Below are 18,197 nucleotides of genomic sequence, written 5' to 3' on the forward strand. Positions count from 1 at the left end.
GGCGGAATAATCCGCCCCGAACTGCCAACCTCGGAACCGGCACCCATGGCCCTACAGAAAGCGGCTCTACAGAAAGCGGCGCAACAGAAAGTGGCTCAGCAGAAAACGAAAAAGGTCTACGACCCTGAAACGCGCCGCGAGGAAATCATCAAGGCGGCTTTCCTCTGCCTGAGCGAGGAGGGCTACGCCAAGCTTTCCGCGCGCAAGGTGGCGGCGCGCGCCGAGATGGCGCTGGGGCACATCAGCTACCACTTCAAGGACATGAACGAGCTGCTGGTGGAGGCCTACAAGTACGCCTCGCATCAGCTCTACGAAGCCACCCGCGCCGGACTGGTCGCCGAGCCGCGTACCTCCATGGCACAGCTGGAAGTGTTCCTGCGCAGCGGCTTCACCGCCACCTTCCTCGACCGCAGCTATCTGTCGGTGCGTATTGACCTGTGGTCCGCCTCGCTGTTCCAGGAAGACATCGCCGACACCGAGCGCAAGCTCTACGCCATCTACCGCGAACGGCTGGTGGAAATCCTCCGGCGCATCGCCACGGAGCGCGACACCGCCGCCGAGCGCGTGGAGAGGTCCGCCGACGCCATCATGGCCATGCTCGACGGCCTGTGGCTGGACTGGCAGCGCCGGCGGAACATGAAGGCCATCGAGAACGGCATCGGCGCCTGCCTCGACCTCGTCGCGTTCTACATGCCGGACGGCGCGCGCTGAATCCGGCAGGGCCGAACCCTCCCGACACCACGCCTTCCCGTAGGGCGCATAACCCGGAACGGGTTATCCGCCGATTGCCTAAGGCAGCGCCGACAGGATTTCGCGGACAAGGTCCGCTCCTACGGGGAACCCCGGCAGCTCTTGTAGGAGCGGAGCTTCTCCGCGAAACCCCGGCGCAGGACCGTAGGGCGCATAACCCGGAACGGGTTATCCGCCGATTACCCCATGGCGGATAACGCTGGCGCGTTATGCGTCCTACAGTCCTAGGCGATATTCCCCAGCTCCTGCGCGGGAGCAGCGACAAACGCAGATTGATATCAGTTGGCTACTATCGGGGCGTTATCGAAGAACGGCCCGACAGGATAATCGGGCCTCCAGGGACTCCCAGGCAGAGGATTGCCATGCCCGACCGCCAGTCGTTACCGAACCTGTTGCGCCGCACCGCCCTGGCCCGCGAGGCCTTCGAAACGCGGCGGCGACAGCCGCTGTTCCAGGTTCAGGCACTGGCACCGGAGCTTTACCAGATCATCGAATGTGCCAGCGGGCTGGAACGCGCGCGGCGCAGCAGCCATGCCGCCGCACTGCGCTGCGTGGCCGACCTGGAGCGTGCCCTGACGCCGAGCGCCGGCTGAGTCAGGAGCCGCTCGGCACCAGGCGGAACAGGGCGCGGCCATCCAGCCACTGGGCGCTGCCATTGGCGTCGATCTCGCCGACGCATTGGCCCAGGTCCTGGCCGTCGAGTTCGATGAACAGGTGGTTGGCGTAGACGCGGAAGCGTTCCGGGCGGTCCAGCAGTTCCACCCGGCCGTTCTGCAGCATGCCGATGCGCTTGCCGACCCCGCCCGGGGTGTAAACCTCGTAGTTGCCCTTGCTGTAGATCGCCACCACGCCGCCTCCCTGCCAGCCGCTCGAAGCACCGACTTAAGCACAGAATGATGGCAGTTGGATATCAATTCCTGGCGATCTGCTGCGAACCCCTGGTTGCCGCAGCGATCACCCCAGCCATCGAATCCCGCCCCGAACAGTGAAGCACCTGCTCAGTGACTGGTCCGCCCCGGTTCGCTGCGAGGCGCCGAATGGGCATGGTTTCGTTCTATTGGCTTGCGCGAGGAATCGGCCAGCACTTCCACGTTGCGCAGCTCACGCACCGGGAAGGCGAAGTCCACGCCCAGCTCCTGCATGCCGGCCAGCAGCCGCAGGTTGATGCGCTGCTGCACGTCCATGTAGCGGTTGTAGTCGGCGGTTTGCATGATGTAGACCACCTCGTAGAGCAGGCGGCTCTCGGCGAAGGAGAAGAAGTGCGCACGGTCGAACTTCGCCTCGCTCAGTTCATCGATGATCTCCTTGACCAGCCCGGCCACCGCTTCGGCCTTGTCCGCCGGCGTGCGGTAGCTGACGCCGAACTGGAAGACGATGCGCCGGGTGTTCATGCGCTTGTAGTTGTGCAGCGTCTGCTTGAGCAGCTCGGCGTTGGAGCAGACGATCTGCTCGCCGCTCAGGCTGCGGATGCGGGTGGTCTTCAGGCCGATGTGCTCGATGGTGCCGGCAACGTCGCCGAAGACCACGAAGTCGCCGATCTCGAACGGCTTGTCGAAGCCGATCGACAGCGAGGCGAAGATATCGCTGAGGATGGTCTGCACCGCCAGCGCCACGGCGATGCCGCCGACGCCGAGGCTGGCGATCAGCGCGGTGATGTCCACGCCCAGGTTGGCCAGGATCGACAGCAGCATCACCGCCCACACCACCAGCAGCACGACGACGGAGATCAGCGAAGCCATCACCGGGTTCTGCATGCCGCCGAACCGCGCGAGCGACAGGTCGCGTGTCCATAGCCGCACGCAGGCGTCCATCCACCAGGCCACCTGCAGCGCGAGCACGACGAACCAGGCGTGGGACAGGGCCGAGCTCCAGTTGTCGGGGAGGGTGGTCAGTTTCATCGCCAGCATCAGCGCGAAGACGAAAATCAGCAGGTTGCTGGTGCGCTCGGCGATGGCCCAGGCGTAGCGCGCCCAGTGGCTGGTGCGGCCCTCCAGGCGCTTGCGCGCGGAACCGACCAGGAAGCGCAGGATGGCGAAACCGATGGCGGCGGCGAGCACCACCAGCAGCAGGCGGCTGAACTGGGTCAGGTCCAGCCAGGCATTGAACGACCCCATGATCCCTCCTCATCAACGGTGACAGGAGTAGGGTTGGGGGCGCGCGACGCGCAGAAGTTCAGCTCAAGGCTCTGAGCGGTGCTCTGCGCGGGAACTCAGGGGCGACGTCAGACATACTGCGCGGCGGCGTAGCCCGAGGCCCAGGCCCACTGGAAGTTGAAGCCGCCCAGGTGGCCGGTGACGTCGAGCACTTCGCCGACGAAATACAGGCCGGGGGACTTCAGCGACTCCAGGGTTTTGGATGACACCTCGCGGGTATCGACACCGCCCAGGGTGACTTCCGCCGTGCGGTAGCCCTCGGTGCCGGCCGGCACCAGCTGCCAGTCGCCCAGGCGCTCGGCAATCGCCTTCAGCTCGGCCGGGGTGTACTGCTTCATCGGCCTGGAGACGAACCACTGTTCGGCCAGCAGGCCGGCCATCTTCTTGGTGAAGAGTTCCGCCAGCAGGGTCTTCAGCTCGCTGTTGGGGCGCTCGCGCTGCTGGTCGGCCAGCCAGGTCGGCAGGTCGATGTGCGGCAGCAGGTCGATGCTGATGGCATCGCCGGCCTGCCAGTAGGAGGAAATCTGCAGGATCGCCGGGCCGCTGAGGCCGCGGTGGGTGAACAGGATGTTCTCGACGAAGCTCTGGCCGTTGCAGCTGACCCGGCAATCCTCCACCGAAGTGCCGGACAGCTCCGTGCACAGCGTCTTCAGCTGCGGGTCGGTAATGGTGAAGGGCACCAGGCCGGCGCGGGTCGGCAGCACGCTGTGGCCGAACTGGCGGGCGATCTGGTAGCCGAAGCCGGTGGCGCCCAGGGTCGGGATCGACAGGCCGCCGGTGGCGATCACCAGGGATTCGCAGCGCGCCGGGCCGAGGCTGGTCTGCAGCTGGTAGCCGCCGTCGTCGAGGCGAGCGATCTCGCTCACCGAGGTGTCCAGGCGCAGGTCGACGCCGGCCTGGTCGCACTCGTCCAGCAGCAGGCCGAGGATGTCGCTGGACTTGTTATCGCAGAACAGCTGGCCGAGCTTCTTCTCGTGGTACGGGACGCCGTGCTTGGCCACCAGGCCGATGAAGTCCCACTGGGTGAAGCGCGCCAGGGCCGACTTGCAGAAGTGCGGGTTGTGCGAGAGGAAGTTGGCCGGCTCGCAGTACATGTTGGTGAAGTTGCAGCGCCCGCCGCCGGACATGAGGATCTTCTTGCCGGCCTTGTTGGCGTGGTCCAGCAGCAGCACCTGGCGGCCGCGCTCGGCGGCGCTCATCGCGCACATCAGTCCCGCGGCGCCGGCGCCGATGATGATGACCTGGGATGTGAGCACGCTGGATTCCTCGTGGACGGGCGCCTGGCCGGCGCAAAGCCGCGCATCTTACCGCAAGCGCCGGCCCAGTTGGGGGCGCGGCGCGGCCGTGCGTCGACCGGCAGCGCCGTGCCGGCGCCCAAGGTATCCCCCGGCGGCATTTGTCCGGATAATGCCGGCCCTGTTGTTATTTCTCCTTTCGTGGTGCGTGCGCATGGAAATCAAGGTCAACTTTCTCGACAACCTTCGCCTGGAGGCCAAGTTCGACGACTTCACGGTGATCGCCGACCAGCCGATCCGCTACAAGGGCGACGGTTCGGCGCCGGGGCCGTTCGACTATTTCCTGGCTTCCTCGGCCCTGTGCGCGGCCTACTTCGTCAAGCTGTACTGCCAGACCCGCGACATCCCCACCGATAACATCCGCCTGTCGCAGAACAACATCGTCGACCCGGAAAATCGCTACAAGCAGATCTTCAAGATCCAGGTCGAGCTGCCGGCGGACATTTCCGAGAAGGACCGCCAGGGCATCCTGCGTTCCATCGACCGTTGCACCGTGAAGAAGGTGGTGCAGACCGGCCCGGACTTCGTCATCGAACAGGTCGAGAACCTCGACGCCGACGCCCAGGCGCTGCTGATGCCGAGCACCGCCGAAGGTGCCAGCACCTATATCCAGGGCAAGGACCTGCCGCTGGAGCAGACCATCGCCAACATGTCGGAAATCCTCGCAGGCCTGGGCATGAAGATCGAGATCGCCTCCTGGCGCAACATCGTGCCCAACGTCTGGTCGCTGCACATCCGCGACGCGCAGTCGCCGATGTGCTTCACCAACGGCAAGGGTTCCACAAAGGAAAGCGCGCTGGCCTCGGCGCTGGGCGAGTTCATCGAGCGGCTGAACTGCAACTTCTTCTACAACGACCAGTACTGGGGCGAGGAGATCGCCAACGCGCCGTTCGTGCATTACCCCGACGAGCGCTGGTTCAAGCCGGGCGCGAAGGACGAACTGCCGGAGGAAATCCTCGACGAGCACTGCCTGGAGATCTTCAACCCGGACGGTGAGCTGCGCGGCTCGCACCTCTACGACACCAACTCGGGCAACACCGAGCGCGGCATCTGCTCGCTGCCGTTCGTGCGCCAGTCCGATGGCGAGACGGTGTACTTCCCGTCCAACCTGATCGAGAACCTCTACCTGTCCAACGGCATGAGCGCCGGCAACACCCTGGCCGAAGCCCAGGTGCAGTGCCTGTCGGAAATCTTCGAGCGTGCGGTGAAGCGCGAAATCCTCGAAGGCGAACTGGCCCTGCCGGACGTGCCGCAGGAGGTGCTGGCCAAGTACCCCGGCATCGTCGCCGGCATCCAGGGCCTGGAGGAGCAGGGCTTCCCGGTGCTGGTCAAGGATGCGTCGCTGGGCGGCGAGTTCCCGGTGATATGCGTGACCCTGATGAACCCGCGCACCGGCGGCGTGTTCGCCTCCTTCGGCGCCCACCCGAGCTTCGAAGTGGCGCTGGAACGCAGCCTCACCGAACTGCTCCAGGGCCGCAGCTTCGAGGGCCTCAACGACCTGCCCAAGCCGACCTTCGAAAGCCAGGCGCTGACCGAGCCGAACAACTTCGTCGAGCACTTCATCGACTCCAGCGGCGTGGTGTCGTGGCGCTTCTTCAGCGCCAAGGCCGATTACGAGTTCGTCGAGTGGGACTTCTCCGGCCACGGCGAGGATTCGAACCAGCAGGAAGCGCAGACCCTGTTCGGCATCCTCGAAGAGCAGGGCAAACAGGTCTACATGGCCGTCTACGAGCACCTGGGCGCCACTGCCTGCCGCATCCTGGTGCCGGGTTATTCGGAAATCTACCCGGTGGAAGACCTCATCTGGGACAACACCAACAAGGCCCTGGCGTTCCGCGCCGACATCCTCAACCTGCACAGCCTCAACATCGTCCGCCTCAAGTCGCTGCTCAAGCGCCTGGAAGCCTGCGAGGTGGACGAGTACACCGACATCACCACACTGATCGGCATCGAGTTCGACGACAACACCGTCTGGGGCCAGCTGACCATCCTCGAGCTTAAGCTGCTGATCAACCTTGCGGTGAAGCGCTTCGAGACGGCCAAGGAACTGGTGGAGATGTACCTGCAGTACAACGACAACACCGTCGAGCGCGGGCTGTTCTACCAGGCGCTCAACGCGGCGCTGGAAGTACACCTGGACGAGGAACTGGAGATGGCCGACTTCGAGGCCAACTTCCGCCGCATGTTCGGCAACCCGCGCATGGACGCCGTGCTCGGCTCGCTGGACGGCAGCGTGCGCTTCTACGGCCTGACGCCCACCAGCACCAAGCTGGAAGGCCTCGACCGCCACCTGCGACTGATCGAGAGCTACAAGAAGCTGCACCAGGCGCGGGCCCGCGCAGTAGGCTCGAACTGACAGCGCCTCACTGAACCTTCTCGCCGGCGCTGGCGAACTGTAGGAGCGAGGGGGACGCCCAGTCCTTGCTCGCGAACCCGCCCGCCGTCACACCTCCCACGTAGGGCGGATAACCCGGAACGGGTTATCCGCCGATGGCCCCGGTGGCGGATAACGCTGGCGCGTTATTCGCCCTACGGTCTGCCCCGGCTGAGCCGGGGATCGCGGAGAAGCTCCGCTCCTACAAGAGCTGCTCCGGCGTTCCCCGTAGGAGCGGACTCCGTCCGCGATCGTTTTCCGCCGGTGCGTCCTCCGGCTGGGCGCCGCCAATCGCGGATAAATCCGCTCCTACGCGAGTCCCAGCGCCGATGCCCCGGCGGCGGATAACGCTGGCGCGTTATGCGTCCTACGGTCCTGCTGCCGGGAATACAGGGAGATGCCCGGCCGGTAACCCGGCCAGGCGAGGGGAGGGTTACAGCCGCGGCTTGTCGTCCCAGGTGGCGCCGTAGTAGGCGTGGATGTCCTTGCCCCAGGTGGGGTCGCTCATGTCCGGCCAGTGGTCCTTGTCAAAGCCGGGGGCGTTCTTCAGGCGGTCCTTGTCGGCGTCGAGGACGAAGCGCTTGTTCACCGTGTCCAGCCGCAGTGCGGCCCAGGGCACGGCGAACAGCTTCTCGCCCATGCCGAGGAAGCCGCCGAACGACAGCACGGCATACGCCACCTTGCCGCTGGCGGTGTCGAGCATGATTTCCTTGATGTCGCCCAGGTCCTGGTCCTGGGTGTTGTAGACGTCATTGCCGATCAGGGTATCCGCGCCCATCAGCCGGGGGCCCGGCCCGCGGTCGCCTTCGGCGGTGAAATCGGTGCGTCCCTTGTACATGCCGTACTTGTCGCGTTCTTCGAAGTTCATCGTGCGCTCCTGGCCAGAGGCCTCAGGCAGTTGAGCAACGCAAAGCTGGCTTCAGGCTGCTCGGGTGGCGCCGGCGCAGAGCACCGGGCCTGGTCAGACGACTTTTCTGGGTAAAGCTTTCCGCGCAGCTACCCGCGAGCCTTGGGCAAGGCTCGTATGGGGCGAGGGCAGGGACTGCGAGCGGCTGGGCAATGGACAGGGCCGCGAGGCCCGGAAGCATTCTGCGACGCTCATGACAGGGGAGTGGCAAGCGGAAGTAGCCGTTCGCTATTTGCGACCAGCGGTGAGGCATAAGCCAACGCCGAGGCAGGCGGCCCTCCCTGCGCCGGAAAGTCTGAACTCGGCCGGTACGCCCGACTCAACCCAGATGATCGCGAGGTCTCGGCGTCCGGGCCGTACACGCTCGCGGTGAACCTTGCGGCGACGAGGAGCAGCGAGCCATGGCACATGCAACCAGCACCCTGAAGGAATACGCGCGCAAGCGGGATTTCAGCGGCACCCCCGAGCCCAGCGGCGAGGGCGTCGCCGGCTCCGCCGAGGAGCACGCCTTCGTGGTGCAGAAGCACGACGCTAGCCACCTGCACTACGACTTCCGCCYGGAGATCGACGGCGTGCTGAAAAGCTGGGCGGTGCCCAAGGGGCCGTGCCTGGACCCCAGCGTGAAGCGCCTGGCGATCCAGGTGGAAGACCATCCGCTGGACTACGCGCGCTTCGAGGGGCATATCCCCGAGGGCCACTACGGCGCCGGCGACGTCATCGTCTGGGACGAAGGCCACTGGACGCCCATTGGCGATCCCCGCGAAGGGCTGACCAGCGGCCACCTGAAGTTCCGCCTGCATGGCAGCAAGCTCGTCGGCAGCTGGAACCTGGTGCGCACGCGCATGCCGGGGCGCCAGCCGCAGTGGTTCCTGATCAAGGGGCGCGATGACCAGGCGCGGGACTTCCCGCGTTTCGACATCCTCGCCGAAGCCCCACTCAGCGTGGTCACCGGGCAGGCCCTGCCCAGCGAAGCGGCGACCATGGACAAGGCGCCACCGCGCCGCGCCAAAGCCGCCAAGGCACAGAAGACGGTTCCCCAGAAGAAAGCTGAGCAGAAGAAGGCGGCCACAGCGAAGATGCCCGCCGCCCTGTCGCCGCAGCTGGCCACCCTGGTGGATGCCCCGCCGGCCGGCGACTGGCGCTACGAGATCAAGCTCGACGGCTATCGCATCCTCGCCCGGCTGGAGGGTGGCAAGGTGCGCCTGCTGACCCGCAATGGCCACGACTGGTCGAAGAAACTGCCGCAGCTGTGCGAGGCGCTGGCCGGGCTGGAGGTGCGTTCAGCCTGGCTCGATGGCGAAATCCTGGTGATGGACGAGGAGGGCCGGCCGGACTTCCAGCGCCTGCAGAATGCCTTCGAAGCCGAGCATTGCGAAGACATCCACTACACCCTGTTCGACCTGCTCTGGCTGGACGGCACCGACTACCGCAGCAAGCCGCTGGAGCAGCGCCGCCAGGCCCTGCAGCAGGTACTGCGCGGCAACGGCAGCGACAGCCTGCGCTATTCCGAGGACTTCACCGACGACCCCCGCAGCATTCTCGACAGCGCTTGCCGCCTGGGCCTCGAAGGGCTGATCGGCAAGCGTGCCGGCAGCCTCTACAGCGAGAAGCGCTCCCGCGACTGGATCAAGCTCAAGTGCAAGCGCCGCCAGGAGTTCGTCATCGTCGGCTTCAGCGCGCCGAAGGGCTCGCGCGAGCACTTCGGCGCCTTGCTGCTCGGCCTGCACGATGAGGAAGGCGCGCTGCGCTATGCCGGCAAGGTCGGCACCGGTTTCAGCGCTGCCAGCCTGAAGGCGCTGCATCAGCAGCTGCAGCCACTGCAACGCAAGACCAGCCCGCTGCGGGAACCACCCAAAGGTGCGGACGCACGGGGCGTGACCTGGCTGCGCCCGGACCTGCTCGGCGAAGTCGCCTTCGCCGAGATGACCCGCGAAGGGCTGGTGCGCCAGGCGGTGTTCCATGGCCTGCGCAGCGACAAGCCGGCCACAGCGATCATCGAGGAGAAACCGCGCAAGGCCGCTGGTAGCAAGTCAGCGCCACCCGCCAGACGGGCCGGGAACAGCCTCGAAGGCGTCACCATCACCCATCCCGAGCGGGTGATCGACGCTGCCAGCCAGCTGCGCAAGATCGATGTGGCGCGCTATTACGCGAAGGCTGCCGAACGCCTGCTGCCCTGGCTGGCGGATCGGCCGGTGTCCCTGGTGCGCGCCCCGGACGGCGTTGCCGGCGAGCAGTTCTTCCAGCGCCACGCCTCGCGCACAGCGATTCCCGGTGCGCAGCAGCTGGATGGCAAGCTCGACCCCGGCCACGCGTCGCTGCTGCGGATCGCCAGCGCCAAGGGCCTGGTCGGCGCCGCGCAGATGGGCGTGCTGGAACTGCACACCTGGAACGCCGCCATCGACGACCTGGAAAAGCCCGACCGCTTCGTCCTCGATCTAGACCCCGATCCGGCGCTGCCCTGGTCGCGGATGATCGAGGCGACCCAGCTGGCCCTCACGCTGCTGGACGAACTGGGCCTGCAAGCCTTCCTCAAGACCAGCGGCGGCAAGGGCATGCATATCCTCGTGCCGTTGCAGCGCTACCACGGCTGGGACGAGGTCAAGGACTTCGCCCACGCCATCAGCCGGCACATGGCGCAGGTGATGCCGGACCGCTTCAGCGCGGTGGCTGGGCCGAAGAACCGCGTGGGCCGGATCTTCATCGACTACATGCGCAACAGCCGGGGCGCCAGTACCGTTTGCGTCTGGTCGGTGCGCGCACGGGAGGGCTTGCCGGTGTCGGTCCCGGTGAGCCGCGAGGAGCTGGCGACACTCAAGGGTGCCAATGCCTGGACCCTGGCCAATATCGACGAACGACTGGCGGCGGCCGACCCCTGGACCGGTTGGGCGAAGACCCGGCAGCGCCTCACCCGCAAGATGCGTAGCCAGCTCAAAGGCTAGGAAGCCTGGGAGGCCAGCAACTGGTCGGCGATCTCGCGCTGGTGGTAGAGCATCGGCAGCCACTGGCGGGCGAAGCCCTGCAGGTCCGGGTCGGAACCGTCCTTGCTCATGCGTTCGAAAGATTCCAGCGCGGCCTTGCTGGCCTTGAGCTGTTCCGCCGCGTAGTCGTGGTCGAAGCGCTCGCTGGTTCGCAACTGATCCTGGCTGGCCTGGGGCTTGAGCGGCGCATCGCTCTGGGCCGGCAAGCCCTTCTTCTGTGCCAGTGCCTGCAATTCGCGCAGCAGCGTGCTGTGTTCATCCAGCACGCCCTGCGCCTGGTCGCGCACCGCCAGGGTCTTGCCGTAATGAATGGCCTGCTGCGCCCGCGCGAGCTGCTGCTGGCTATTGCGCAGGGCGGCGGAAATGAAGGTCGAGTCGCTGTTGTCGTTGGCGTAGCCGGTGCCGCCCAGCAGCAACAGGGCGAGCGCCAGGCTGCGGGTGAACCAGAGGTTGGCTGGCGTCTTCATGAAGGTCTCCTGCTTCCGGTTATTCGGCTTGGTGCTACCGCCATCGACGCGGAGGCGAGGACGTGGTTCAGAAAAGCCGGTCGCCGGTCCCGACCGCTGGCGAAATAGCCTGAACTCCCCGCGTCGGCGCCGGCCTACCGCAGACAGCTCCATCCCGCATTTGCTGCAAGCCCGGCAATTACCGAAGGAGAACGGCATGAGCGAGACCGACACCCTGCCGCCACAGCATCAGGACCAGCAACCCGGCCAGGAAGAACAGATGCATCCGCACCCGGAGTTCATCTCCGGCCACTACCGCGCCGCCGAGAAGCTCGCCGGCAAGGTGGCGGTCATCACCGGCGGCGACAGCGGCATCGGCCGCGCCGTGGCGGTCACCTTCGCCCGCGAGCGCGCCGACGTGGTGCTGCTCTATCTGGACGAAACCGAGGATGCGCTCAAGACCCGCCAGATCATCGAATCCCTCGGCCAGCAGTGCCTGGAAATGGCCGGTGACGTGGCTGACGCCGGCTTCTGCGGCGAGGTGGCGCGCCAGGTGCAGGAACGCTGGGGCAAGCTGGATATCCTGATCAACAACGCCGGCGAACAGCACCCCCAGGACTGCCTGGAAGACATCAGCGAGGAGCAGTGGGAACGCACCTTCCGCACCAACATCTTCGGCATGTTCCAGCTGACCAAGGCGCTGTTGCCGCTGATGGGCGAGGGCGGCGCCATCGTCAACACCACCTCGATCACCGCCTACAAGGGCAACCCCAAGCTGATCGACTATTCCTCCACCAAGGGCGCGATCACCTCGTTCACCCGCTCGCTGGCGATGAACCTGGTCAAGCGCGGCATCCGCGTCAACGCCGTGGCCCCCGGGCCGATCTGGACGCCGCTGATCCCGTCCACCTTCAACGCCGAGGAAGTCACCCATTTCGGCGCCAGCACCCCGATGGAGCGCCCCGGCCAGCCGGAGGAACTCGCCCCCGCCTACGTCTACCTGGCCAGCTCCGACTCTTCCTATGTCATCGGCCAGGTCCTGCACGTCAACGGCGGCACGGTGGTCAACGGCTGAGGCCGGGGAGATGGGCATGTTCCGCGAGTTCTCCCAGGCCTGCGCCTGGACCGACGCCATGCACGAGGCAGGGCGCTACACCGGCCTGATCGAATACCAGGTGTTGCGCGAAGGCGCCGCGGTGGCAGTGCTCTGGGTCTACACCCCCGGCAGCCGGAGCATGGCCGAAGCGGAAGAGGGCGCGCAGCGCATGCTCTCGCGGGTGCGCGACATCGACAGCGATGGGCGCGTGCATTTTGACGACGGCGTCGCCCTGCAGGAGGACTGCCCATGGCCCGTGTGATCTGGAAAGGCGCCATCAGCTTCGGCCTGGTGCACATACCGGTGGCGCTCAACAGCGCCTCGCGCTCCAGCGGCACCGACTTCGACTGGCTCGACGAGCGCAGCCTGGAGCCGGTGGGCTACAAGCGGGTGAACAAGATCACCGGCAAGGAGGTGCCCAGGGAGCACATCGTCAAGGGCGTGGAGCTGGAGAAGGGCCGCTATGTGGTGATCAGCGAGGAGGAAATCCGCGCCGCGCGCCCGGAGGCCACCCAGACCATCGACATCCTCAGCTTCATCGACATCGACGAGATTCCGCTGCCGTTCTACGACTCGCCCTATTACCTCACTCCCGAGAAACGCGGCGAGAAAGTCTACGTGCTGCTGCGCGATACCCTGAAGAAGACCACCAAGGCCGCCATCTGCCAACTGGTGATGCACAGCCGCCAGCACCTGGCGATGCTGCGCGAGGAGGGCGACGCCATCCTGCTGATGACCCTGCGCTGGCCGGCGGACCTGCGCGAGGTTGACGAACTGGGCCTGGCGCTGGGCAAGGTGAAGCTCGACAAGCGCGAGACGGACATGGCCGAACAGCTGGTAAAAGGCATGAGCGGCGAATGGAGCCCGGCGGATTACCAGGACAGCTTCAGCGAGGAGATCCACCGCCTGGTTGAACAGAAGGCCGCCAAGGGCCAGCTGGAGAACGTCCCGCAGGCCCAGGAGCAGGCCAGCGAAGGCGCCGAGATCATCGACCTCACCGAGCTGCTCAAGCGCAGCCTCAAGGGGGGCGGCAAGGGCAAGGCGCCGGCCGCGCGCAGCGGCAAGAGCTCGACGGCCAGCAAGCCTGCTGCGGCGGCTGCCGGCAAAGGCAAAGGCGCTGCTGCGCAGAAAAGCGCGAAGGCTGCCAGCAAAAGCAAGCCAGCCGCGAAACCTGCTGCAAAACCGACTGCGAAAAAAGCCGGCTGACCCCGTGGCTCAGGCCGCTTCCTGGCGCTGCGCGCGGCGCCGCAATTTCTTCGTGTGGCGCTCCAGCCACAGGTAGACCAGACAGGCCAGCAGCAGCGGAATCAGGAAATACAGCACCCGGTAGCCGATCAGCGCGGCGACCAGCTCACCGCGGGAGAATTGCTCGCGCAGCACGGTGATGAACACCGTCTCGATCACCCCGAGCCCCGCGGGGACGTGCAGCACCACGCCGGCGATGCTGCTGATCAACAGGGTCGCCAGCACCGCCGGGTAGCTCGCCGAGTCCGGCAGCAGGCTGTAGATCAGCAGGGCCATCATCGACCAGTTGCTGGCGCCGACCAGCCCTTGCAGCGCCGCCAGGCGCCAGGACGGCAGCTTCAGCCGATAGCGCTTCCAGCCCCAGGCGCGGCGCCGGGCGAAACGGCAGGCCAGCAGGTAGCCGGCGCCCAGCAGCAGGAGCAACCCACCGATGGCGCGCAGGCCATTCTGGCCGAGGGACCAGCTGTCCGGCAGGTTGGGGAAACCGCAGAGGAACAGGATCGCCGCCAGCAACAGGTAGCCGTACCAGTTGGTGATCAGGCTGAAGGTGAGGATGCGCGTGATGTCGCCAGTGCTCAGCCCCAGGCGCCCGTAAAGCCGGTAGCGCATGGCGATGGCGCCCACCCAGGAGCTCAGGTTGAGGTTGAACGCATTGCACACGAACGCCACGCTGAGCACCCGCCGCACCGGCAGCGGGTGGCCGATGTAGTAGCGGCTGAGCACATCGAAGCTGCTGAAGATCGCGTAGCTGCCCAGGGCGATCAGCAACCCCAGGCCCAGGGTGCTCAGCTTGTACTCGCGCAGCAGGCGCAGCACCTCGCCCCAGTCGGTGGCGCGCAGCAGCAGGAACAGCAGCACCGGCAGGGCGATCAGCAGGACGATGTTGAAGGCCCGGCTGGCCAGTTTCCATCCGCGTTTGCGGTTCATGGCTGCACCTGCGACTGCGCGGTCCCGTCGTCGACACGGGCGCGATGCAGGCTCTGCCGGTGCGCCGGCAGCTGCCCGGCGATTGCCGGGAAATGCCGCAGAAAGTGGAAGCAGGCGAATACCAGCGGTGCCCGCCACCAGTACCCGCGCCGCGCCGCCTGGCGGGTAACGCGCCGGCAACTGCTGTTGGCCAGCTCCTCCAGGTGGGCATCCAGGCCCTGGGCGAAGGCCGCATCCTCGATCATCAGGTTGCCCTCCAGGTTCAGCGACAGGCTCAACGGGTCGAGATTGCTCGAACCCACCGTGGCCCAGCGCCGATCCACCACGGCGACCTTGCCGTGCAGCGGACGCTCGCGGTACTCGTAGATTTCCACGCCGTCACGCAGCAGCGTGTCGTACAGCAGCTTGCTGCACAGGCGCACCAGCGGCATGTCCGGCAGGCCCTGGAGAATCAGACGTACCTGCACGCCGCGCCTGGCGGCATCGCGCAGGGCCCGCAGCAGTCGATAGCCAGGGAAGAAATACGCATTGGCGATCTGCAGCCGCTCCTGCGCCTGCTGGATCGCCCGCAGGTAGTGCTGCTCGATCTCGGTACGGCGATCGAGGTTGTCGCGGATTACCAGGCAACTGCGGCACGGGCCGCCGCTCCGACCAACCCCGCCCGTATTCGCGGCATCGGCGGCCGGCAGATCGGCGTTCGCCCTGAAAATATCGCCGCTGTCCCTGAATGCAGCCTGGCGGAGCAACTGCAGGCTGGCGTGGCGGATGTCGTCCACGCTGGGCCCTTGCACCTGCACCGCATAATCCTGCTTGGCCATGGCACCGAAATCGGCCAGGTGATCGGCGCAGAAGTTGATGCCGCCGACGAAGGCAATTTCCCCGTCGACCACCACCAGCTTGCGGTGCAGGCGGCGGAACAGGTTGGTACGCATGCCCAGCAGCAGCGGCTGCGGGTCGAACAGGTGCAGGCGCACGCCGGCATCCAGCAGGCTGCCCAGGTAACCGGCATCCAGGTCCGGCGTGCCGTAGCCATCGGCGACCAGTTCCACCCGCACGCCGCGCTGGGCCGCCTCGATCAGTACCTGGCGCAACCCGCGGCCGACCTTGTCATCGCGGATGATGAAGGTTTCCAGCAGCACCTCGCGGCGGGCGCCGGCAATGGCCTGGAACACCGCCGGGAAGAACTCCTCGCCATTGATCAGCAGTTCGACGCGATTGCCGTCGCGCCAGCATTCGTTCATAGCGATACCTCGGCGAGCAGCGGCAGGTGGTCGGACAGGTGCGGCCAGGGTTTGCGGTTGAGCACTTCGCTCAGCGTCACCTTCAGATGACGCACGTAGATGCGGTCCAGGCGCAGCAGCGGCCAGCGCGCCGGAAAACTGCGCGGTGTGCCGCCACTGGCCGCGAAGGCCGCCTGCAGGCCGCAGCCGGCGAGAATGCCGCCGGCCTTGCAGCGCCAGTCGTTGAAGTCGCCGGCGACCACCACCGGCGCGGCGGCCGGCAGTTCGCCGACCAGCTTGCAAAGCAGCTGCAACTGGCTCTGCCGCTGCGCTTCGTGCAGGCCCAGGTGCACACAGACGGCGTGCAGTTCGCGGCCATCGGGCAGTTCGATCTGTGCATGGAGCAGCCCGCGTTCCTCGGTGCCGGCCACGGAGATATCCCGGTTGTCCCACTGGATGATCGGCAGGCGCGAGAGCAGGGCGTTGCCATGGTGGCCTTCGGGGTACACCGCGTTGCGCCCGTAGGCGAAGGCCGGCCACATGCTGTCGGCGAGGAACTCGTACTGCGGCCCCTTGGGCCAGCCCGGCTGGCGTTCGGCGTGCAGCTGGTGCTCGCCATGCACTTCCTGGAGGAACACCAGGTCCGCCGCGGTGGCGCGCACCGCCTCGCGCAGCTCAGGGAGGATGAAGCGCCGGTTGAAGGCGTTGAAGCCCTTGTGGGTATTCACCGTCAGCACTCGCAGCAGCGTCCCGGCCTGGGCCTGCACCAGCCCGACGGGCTCGGCTTCGGCGCGGCTCATGCCCAGCCTCCCGCCGGCTGGCCGGGTTCCTGGCGGTTGGCCAGGCGCAGGTCCAGCAAGGCCATGAGCCGGCTGGCGTCATAGGGCGCGCGGACCTTCACGTCGTTGTCGAAGTAGCAGAACACCTCGCGCTGGCGGCGATCGCCACGGGTCGATGGCTCGAACAGTTCGGCATCCCCCGGCTGCAACCCGCGCCGCCAGCGAGCGATGCGCTCGGCCCAGCGCTGGAGCGCCGCCTCGCCGTAGCCGCTGGCGTACAGCTGCTTGTCGCCGTGCAGGCGCAGGTAGATGAAATCTGTGGCCGTCAGGTCCTCGCCATAGGGCCATTTGCGCGGCGCGTCGGCGAACACCAGGGCCACGCCATGGCGGCGCAGCTGCTGGGCGAACTCCGGGCAGGCGAAGCTTGCGTGGCGAACTTCCATGGCGTGGCGCAGCGGGCGGTCCGGCAATGACCGGGGCCAATGCTCCGGGCGGCGGGTGGCGGCGTCCCTGGCCAGTTTCAGCGCGGCCGTGGTGGTCGCCGGCAGCAGGGCGAGGAAGTCTTCGACCACCTGCGCGTCGTACTTCAGGCTCGGCGGCAATTGCCAGAGCAGCGGGCCGAGCTTGTCGCCCAGCTCCAGCGGGCCGGAGGCGAAGAAGTTGGCAGTGCCTTCGCTGGCGTCGCGCAGCCGCTTGATATGGGTGATGTAGCGCGGCGCCTTGAGGCTGAAGAGGAAGCCGTCCGGCGTGTCCTGCGCCCATTGGCGGTAACGCTCGGGCTTCTGCAGGGCGTAGAACGAGCCGTTCAGTTCGATGCTGTTGAAGGCCCGCGAGGCGTAGCGCAGCTCGTCCTTCTGGCGCAGCCCCGCGGGGTAGAAATCGCCGCGCCAGGGGACGTAGCGCCAGCCGGAAATACCGATGTGCAATGCCTTCATGGCCTGCCGCTACGCTTCGCGGCGCGGGTTGTTCTTGCCCTTGTAGTCGAGGTCCTGGGCGCGCTCGACCGGCAAGGGCTGGTCGAGACTTTCCTCGGCCTGCTTCCAGTGGCGGGCGGCCTGGCCGCTCGGCTTGCCCTCGGCGACCCAGAGGTCATGGGCCTTCTGGCGTATCTGCGCTTGGCGATCTTGTTCCATGGGTTGCTCCCGGCTTCTTCAACGACTGCCCGATGACTGACTGCCCGATGACTGTTTGTCATCTGTGTAGAACCGATGACTGCCAGATCAGTCGAGTGTTCATACAGCCTGACCGAGGGACGCCCCCATGCACGACGCCGAGCCTTCACGCCTGGTCGTGGCCTGCACACTGGACCCACAAGCGCAGCCGGCCGACCGCAGCACGCACCAGGCGTTGGCCGCCTGGCTGGCGGAAATCCAGGGCTTGCCGTTCGCTGCCCAGCCCCCGGCCGAACGCCGCCCCGGCCAGCACTTCTACTGGATACCCGACGCGACGGTGGCTGGCCGCGAACAGGCGGCCGAGCTGGGCGTGCAGGGACCGCTGGACCTCTTCGGCGGCTACGTGGAGCGCGCCTTCCAGGCCGGCAAGGCTATCGTCCATCCGCTGATCGAGCGCCCGACCCTGACCCCGCGCGGCTGGAGCGAAGCCTTTGCGACACGGGTCAGGCCGCTGGTGCTCGATGGTCACAGCGTGTTCTGTCACCACGACGCCCTGCGCGGCGCCAGTGCCCGGCTGCACAGGGGCCCGCAGCGCCTGAAGCCGGCGGCGAGCCGGGGCGGGCAGGGCCAGCAGGTGGTCGCCGATGCCGACCAGTTGGCCCAGGCGTTGGCCCGCTACGAAGAGCAGGATTACCTGCACGGCCTGGTGATCGAGGATGACCTGGACGACCCGCAGACCCACAGCGTCGGCCAGGTGATGATCAATGGCGTGCTGCTCAGCTACCACGGCGTGCAGCAGCGCAACCGCAACCCGCGCGGCGAGCTGGTCTATGGCGGCAGTGATCTGCTGGTGGTGCGCGGTGATTTCGACTGCCTGCTGGCCCTGGACCTGGTCGCCTCGGTGCAGCAGGCGAT

At 66.7% G+C, this 18,197-nt stretch carries 18 protein-coding genes; 8 read left to right on the forward strand and 10 right to left on the reverse strand.

What is annotated here, in order from left to right; all coding sequences use genetic code 11:
* Window positions 1-45 precede the first annotated feature (45 nt).
* Window positions 46-711, forward strand: a complete 666-nt coding sequence (locus tag QO207_RS27820; protein WP_301535484.1) for a TetR/AcrR family transcriptional regulator — start codon at window positions 46-48, stop codon at window positions 709-711.
* Window positions 712-1,112: 401 nt separating this feature from the next.
* Entirely contained in the window at window positions 1,113-1,343 is a 231-nt protein-coding gene (locus QO207_RS27825; protein ID WP_301535485.1) for a hypothetical protein, read from the forward strand.
* A gap of 1 nt (window position 1,344) precedes the next feature.
* Here QO207_RS27825 and QO207_RS27830 read toward each other — a convergent pair whose 3' ends face one another.
* The 3 genes from QO207_RS27830 to QO207_RS27840 all read right to left on the reverse strand — a co-directional run bounded on the left by QO207_RS27830 (window position 1,345) and on the right by QO207_RS27840 (window position 4,159).
* Window positions 1,345-1,596: a hypothetical protein gene (locus QO207_RS27830; protein ID WP_301535486.1), complete on the reverse strand. Its 252-nt coding sequence runs from the start codon at window positions 1,594-1,596 to the stop codon at window positions 1,345-1,347.
* Between the two features lie 152 nt (window positions 1,597-1,748).
* Window positions 1,749-2,864 carry a mechanosensitive ion channel family protein gene (locus tag QO207_RS27835; RefSeq protein WP_301535487.1) on the reverse strand — a complete coding sequence of 372 codons (1,116 nt, stop codon included), beginning with the start codon at window positions 2,862-2,864 and terminating at the stop codon, window positions 1,749-1,751.
* 107 nt (window positions 2,865-2,971) lie between these two features.
* Window positions 2,972-4,159, reverse strand: a complete 1,188-nt coding sequence (locus QO207_RS27840) for an NAD(P)/FAD-dependent oxidoreductase (protein ID WP_301535488.1) — start codon at window positions 4,157-4,159, stop codon at window positions 2,972-2,974.
* Window positions 4,160-4,352: 193 nt separating this feature from the next.
* Between QO207_RS27840 and QO207_RS27845 the strand changes: the two genes are divergently transcribed.
* A complete protein-coding gene (locus QO207_RS27845; protein WP_301535489.1) occupies window positions 4,353-6,554 on the forward strand; it encodes an OsmC domain/YcaO domain-containing protein in 2,202 nt (733 codons plus the stop codon).
* 451 nt (window positions 6,555-7,005) lie between these two features.
* Here the strand turns inward: QO207_RS27845 and QO207_RS27850 are convergent, their stop codons facing one another.
* Window positions 7,006-7,440 carry a PRC-barrel domain-containing protein gene (locus tag QO207_RS27850; protein WP_301535490.1) on the reverse strand — a complete coding sequence of 145 codons (435 nt, stop codon included), beginning with the start codon at window positions 7,438-7,440 and terminating at the stop codon, window positions 7,006-7,008.
* A 440-nt stretch (window positions 7,441-7,880) separates the two neighbouring features.
* On the opposite strand from QO207_RS27850, the gene ligD reads away from it, so the two are divergent.
* Window positions 7,881-10,418 carry a DNA ligase D gene (ligD, locus tag QO207_RS27855; RefSeq protein ID WP_301535491.1) on the forward strand — a complete coding sequence of 846 codons (2,538 nt, stop codon included), beginning with the start codon at window positions 7,881-7,883 and terminating at the stop codon, window positions 10,416-10,418.
* Here ligD and QO207_RS27860 read toward each other — a convergent pair.
* A complete protein-coding gene (locus QO207_RS27860; protein ID WP_301535492.1) occupies window positions 10,415-10,924 on the reverse strand; it encodes a DUF4142 domain-containing protein in 510 nt (169 codons plus the stop codon). The two genes, ligD and QO207_RS27860, sit on opposite strands and share 4 nt — an antisense overlap.
* A 196-nt stretch (window positions 10,925-11,120) precedes the next feature.
* Here QO207_RS27860 and QO207_RS27865 point away from each other — a divergent pair, with 196 nt between their 5' ends.
* Genes QO207_RS27865 through QO207_RS27875 form a run of 3 tightly spaced genes read left to right on the forward strand, consistent with a single transcriptional unit; the run spans window position 11,121 to window position 13,205 of the window.
* A complete protein-coding gene (locus QO207_RS27865) occupies window positions 11,121-11,978 on the forward strand; it encodes an SDR family oxidoreductase (RefSeq protein WP_301535493.1) in 858 nt (285 codons plus the stop codon).
* Between the two features lie 16 nt (window positions 11,979-11,994).
* Entirely contained in the window at window positions 11,995-12,261 is a 267-nt protein-coding gene (locus tag QO207_RS27870; RefSeq protein ID WP_301535494.1) for a hypothetical protein, read from the forward strand.
* The gene (locus QO207_RS27875; RefSeq protein WP_301535495.1) at window positions 12,249-13,205 is read left to right on the forward strand and encodes a Ku protein; all 957 of its coding nucleotides are present in this window, start codon (window positions 12,249-12,251) and stop codon (window positions 13,203-13,205) included. Before QO207_RS27870 ends, QO207_RS27875 begins: the two co-directional genes overlap by 13 nt.
* 9 nt (window positions 13,206-13,214) lie before the next feature.
* Here QO207_RS27875 and QO207_RS27880 read toward each other — a convergent pair whose 3' ends face one another.
* The 5 genes from QO207_RS27880 to QO207_RS27900 are packed head-to-tail and all read right to left on the reverse strand — an operon-like array spanning window position 13,215 to window position 17,303.
* Window positions 13,215-14,171 carry a lysylphosphatidylglycerol synthase domain-containing protein gene (locus tag QO207_RS27880; protein ID WP_301535496.1) on the reverse strand — a complete coding sequence of 319 codons (957 nt, stop codon included), beginning with the start codon at window positions 14,169-14,171 and terminating at the stop codon, window positions 13,215-13,217.
* Window positions 14,168-15,412: a cardiolipin synthase ClsB gene (gene clsB / locus QO207_RS27885; RefSeq protein WP_301535497.1), complete on the reverse strand. Its 1,245-nt coding sequence runs from the start codon at window positions 15,410-15,412 to the stop codon at window positions 14,168-14,170. The genes QO207_RS27880 and clsB overlap by 4 nt, the downstream gene beginning before the upstream one ends.
* Window positions 15,409-16,191 (reverse strand): endonuclease/exonuclease/phosphatase family protein, encoded by a 783-nt coding sequence (locus QO207_RS27890; RefSeq protein ID WP_301535498.1) that lies wholly within the window; start codon window positions 16,189-16,191, stop codon window positions 15,409-15,411. The genes clsB and QO207_RS27890 overlap by 4 nt, the downstream gene beginning before the upstream one ends.
* The gene (locus QO207_RS27895; RefSeq protein ID WP_301535499.1) at window positions 16,188-17,105 is read right to left on the reverse strand and encodes a DUF72 domain-containing protein; all 918 of its coding nucleotides are present in this window, start codon (window positions 17,103-17,105) and stop codon (window positions 16,188-16,190) included. The genes QO207_RS27890 and QO207_RS27895 overlap by 4 nt, the downstream gene beginning before the upstream one ends.
* 9 nt (window positions 17,106-17,114) lie before the next feature.
* A complete protein-coding gene (locus QO207_RS27900) occupies window positions 17,115-17,303 on the reverse strand; it encodes a DUF2934 domain-containing protein (RefSeq protein WP_301535500.1) in 189 nt (62 codons plus the stop codon).
* 127 nt (window positions 17,304-17,430) lie between these two features.
* Between QO207_RS27900 and QO207_RS27905 the strand changes: the two genes are divergently transcribed.
* The coding region (locus QO207_RS27905) for a DUF3182 family protein (protein WP_301535501.1) at window positions 17,431-18,197 on the forward strand (767 nt) is incomplete at its 3' end.

Origin of the sequence: Pseudomonas sp. CAN1, assembly GCF_030462585.1 — a bacterium.
Classification (GTDB): domain Bacteria; phylum Pseudomonadota; class Gammaproteobacteria; order Pseudomonadales; family Pseudomonadaceae; genus Pseudomonas.

Coding starts and splice junctions, on each gene's coding strand:
- QO207_RS27820 (WP_301535484.1), top strand. CDS start 46: ATGGCCCTACAGAAAGCGGCTCTACAGAAAGCGGCGCAACAGAAAGTG.
- QO207_RS27825 (WP_301535485.1), top strand. CDS start 1,113: ATGCCCGACCGCCAGTCGTTACCGAACCTGTTGCGCCGCACCGCCCTG.
- QO207_RS27835 (WP_301535487.1), bottom strand. CDS start 2,864: ATGGGGTCGTTCAATGCCTGGCTGGACCTGACCCAGTTCAGCCGCCTG.
- QO207_RS27845 (WP_301535489.1), top strand. CDS start 4,353: ATGGAAATCAAGGTCAACTTTCTCGACAACCTTCGCCTGGAGGCCAAG.
- QO207_RS27850 (WP_301535490.1), bottom strand. CDS start 7,440: ATGAACTTCGAAGAACGCGACAAGTACGGCATGTACAAGGGACGCACC.
- QO207_RS27860 (WP_301535492.1), bottom strand. CDS start 10,924: ATGAAGACGCCAGCCAACCTCTGGTTCACCCGCAGCCTGGCGCTCGCC.
- QO207_RS27865 (WP_301535493.1), top strand. CDS start 11,121: ATGAGCGAGACCGACACCCTGCCGCCACAGCATCAGGACCAGCAACCC.
- QO207_RS27870 (WP_301535494.1), top strand. CDS start 11,995: ATGTTCCGCGAGTTCTCCCAGGCCTGCGCCTGGACCGACGCCATGCAC.
- QO207_RS27875 (WP_301535495.1), top strand. CDS start 12,249: ATGGCCCGTGTGATCTGGAAAGGCGCCATCAGCTTCGGCCTGGTGCAC.
- QO207_RS27880 (WP_301535496.1), bottom strand. CDS start 14,171: ATGAACCGCAAACGCGGATGGAAACTGGCCAGCCGGGCCTTCAACATC.
- clsB (WP_301535497.1), bottom strand. CDS start 15,412: ATGAACGAATGCTGGCGCGACGGCAATCGCGTCGAACTGCTGATCAAT.
- QO207_RS27890 (WP_301535498.1), bottom strand. CDS start 16,191: ATGAGCCGCGCCGAAGCCGAGCCCGTCGGGCTGGTGCAGGCCCAGGCC.
- QO207_RS27895 (WP_301535499.1), bottom strand. CDS start 17,105: ATGAAGGCATTGCACATCGGTATTTCCGGCTGGCGCTACGTCCCCTGG.
- QO207_RS27900 (WP_301535500.1), bottom strand. CDS start 17,303: ATGGAACAAGATCGCCAAGCGCAGATACGCCAGAAGGCCCATGACCTC.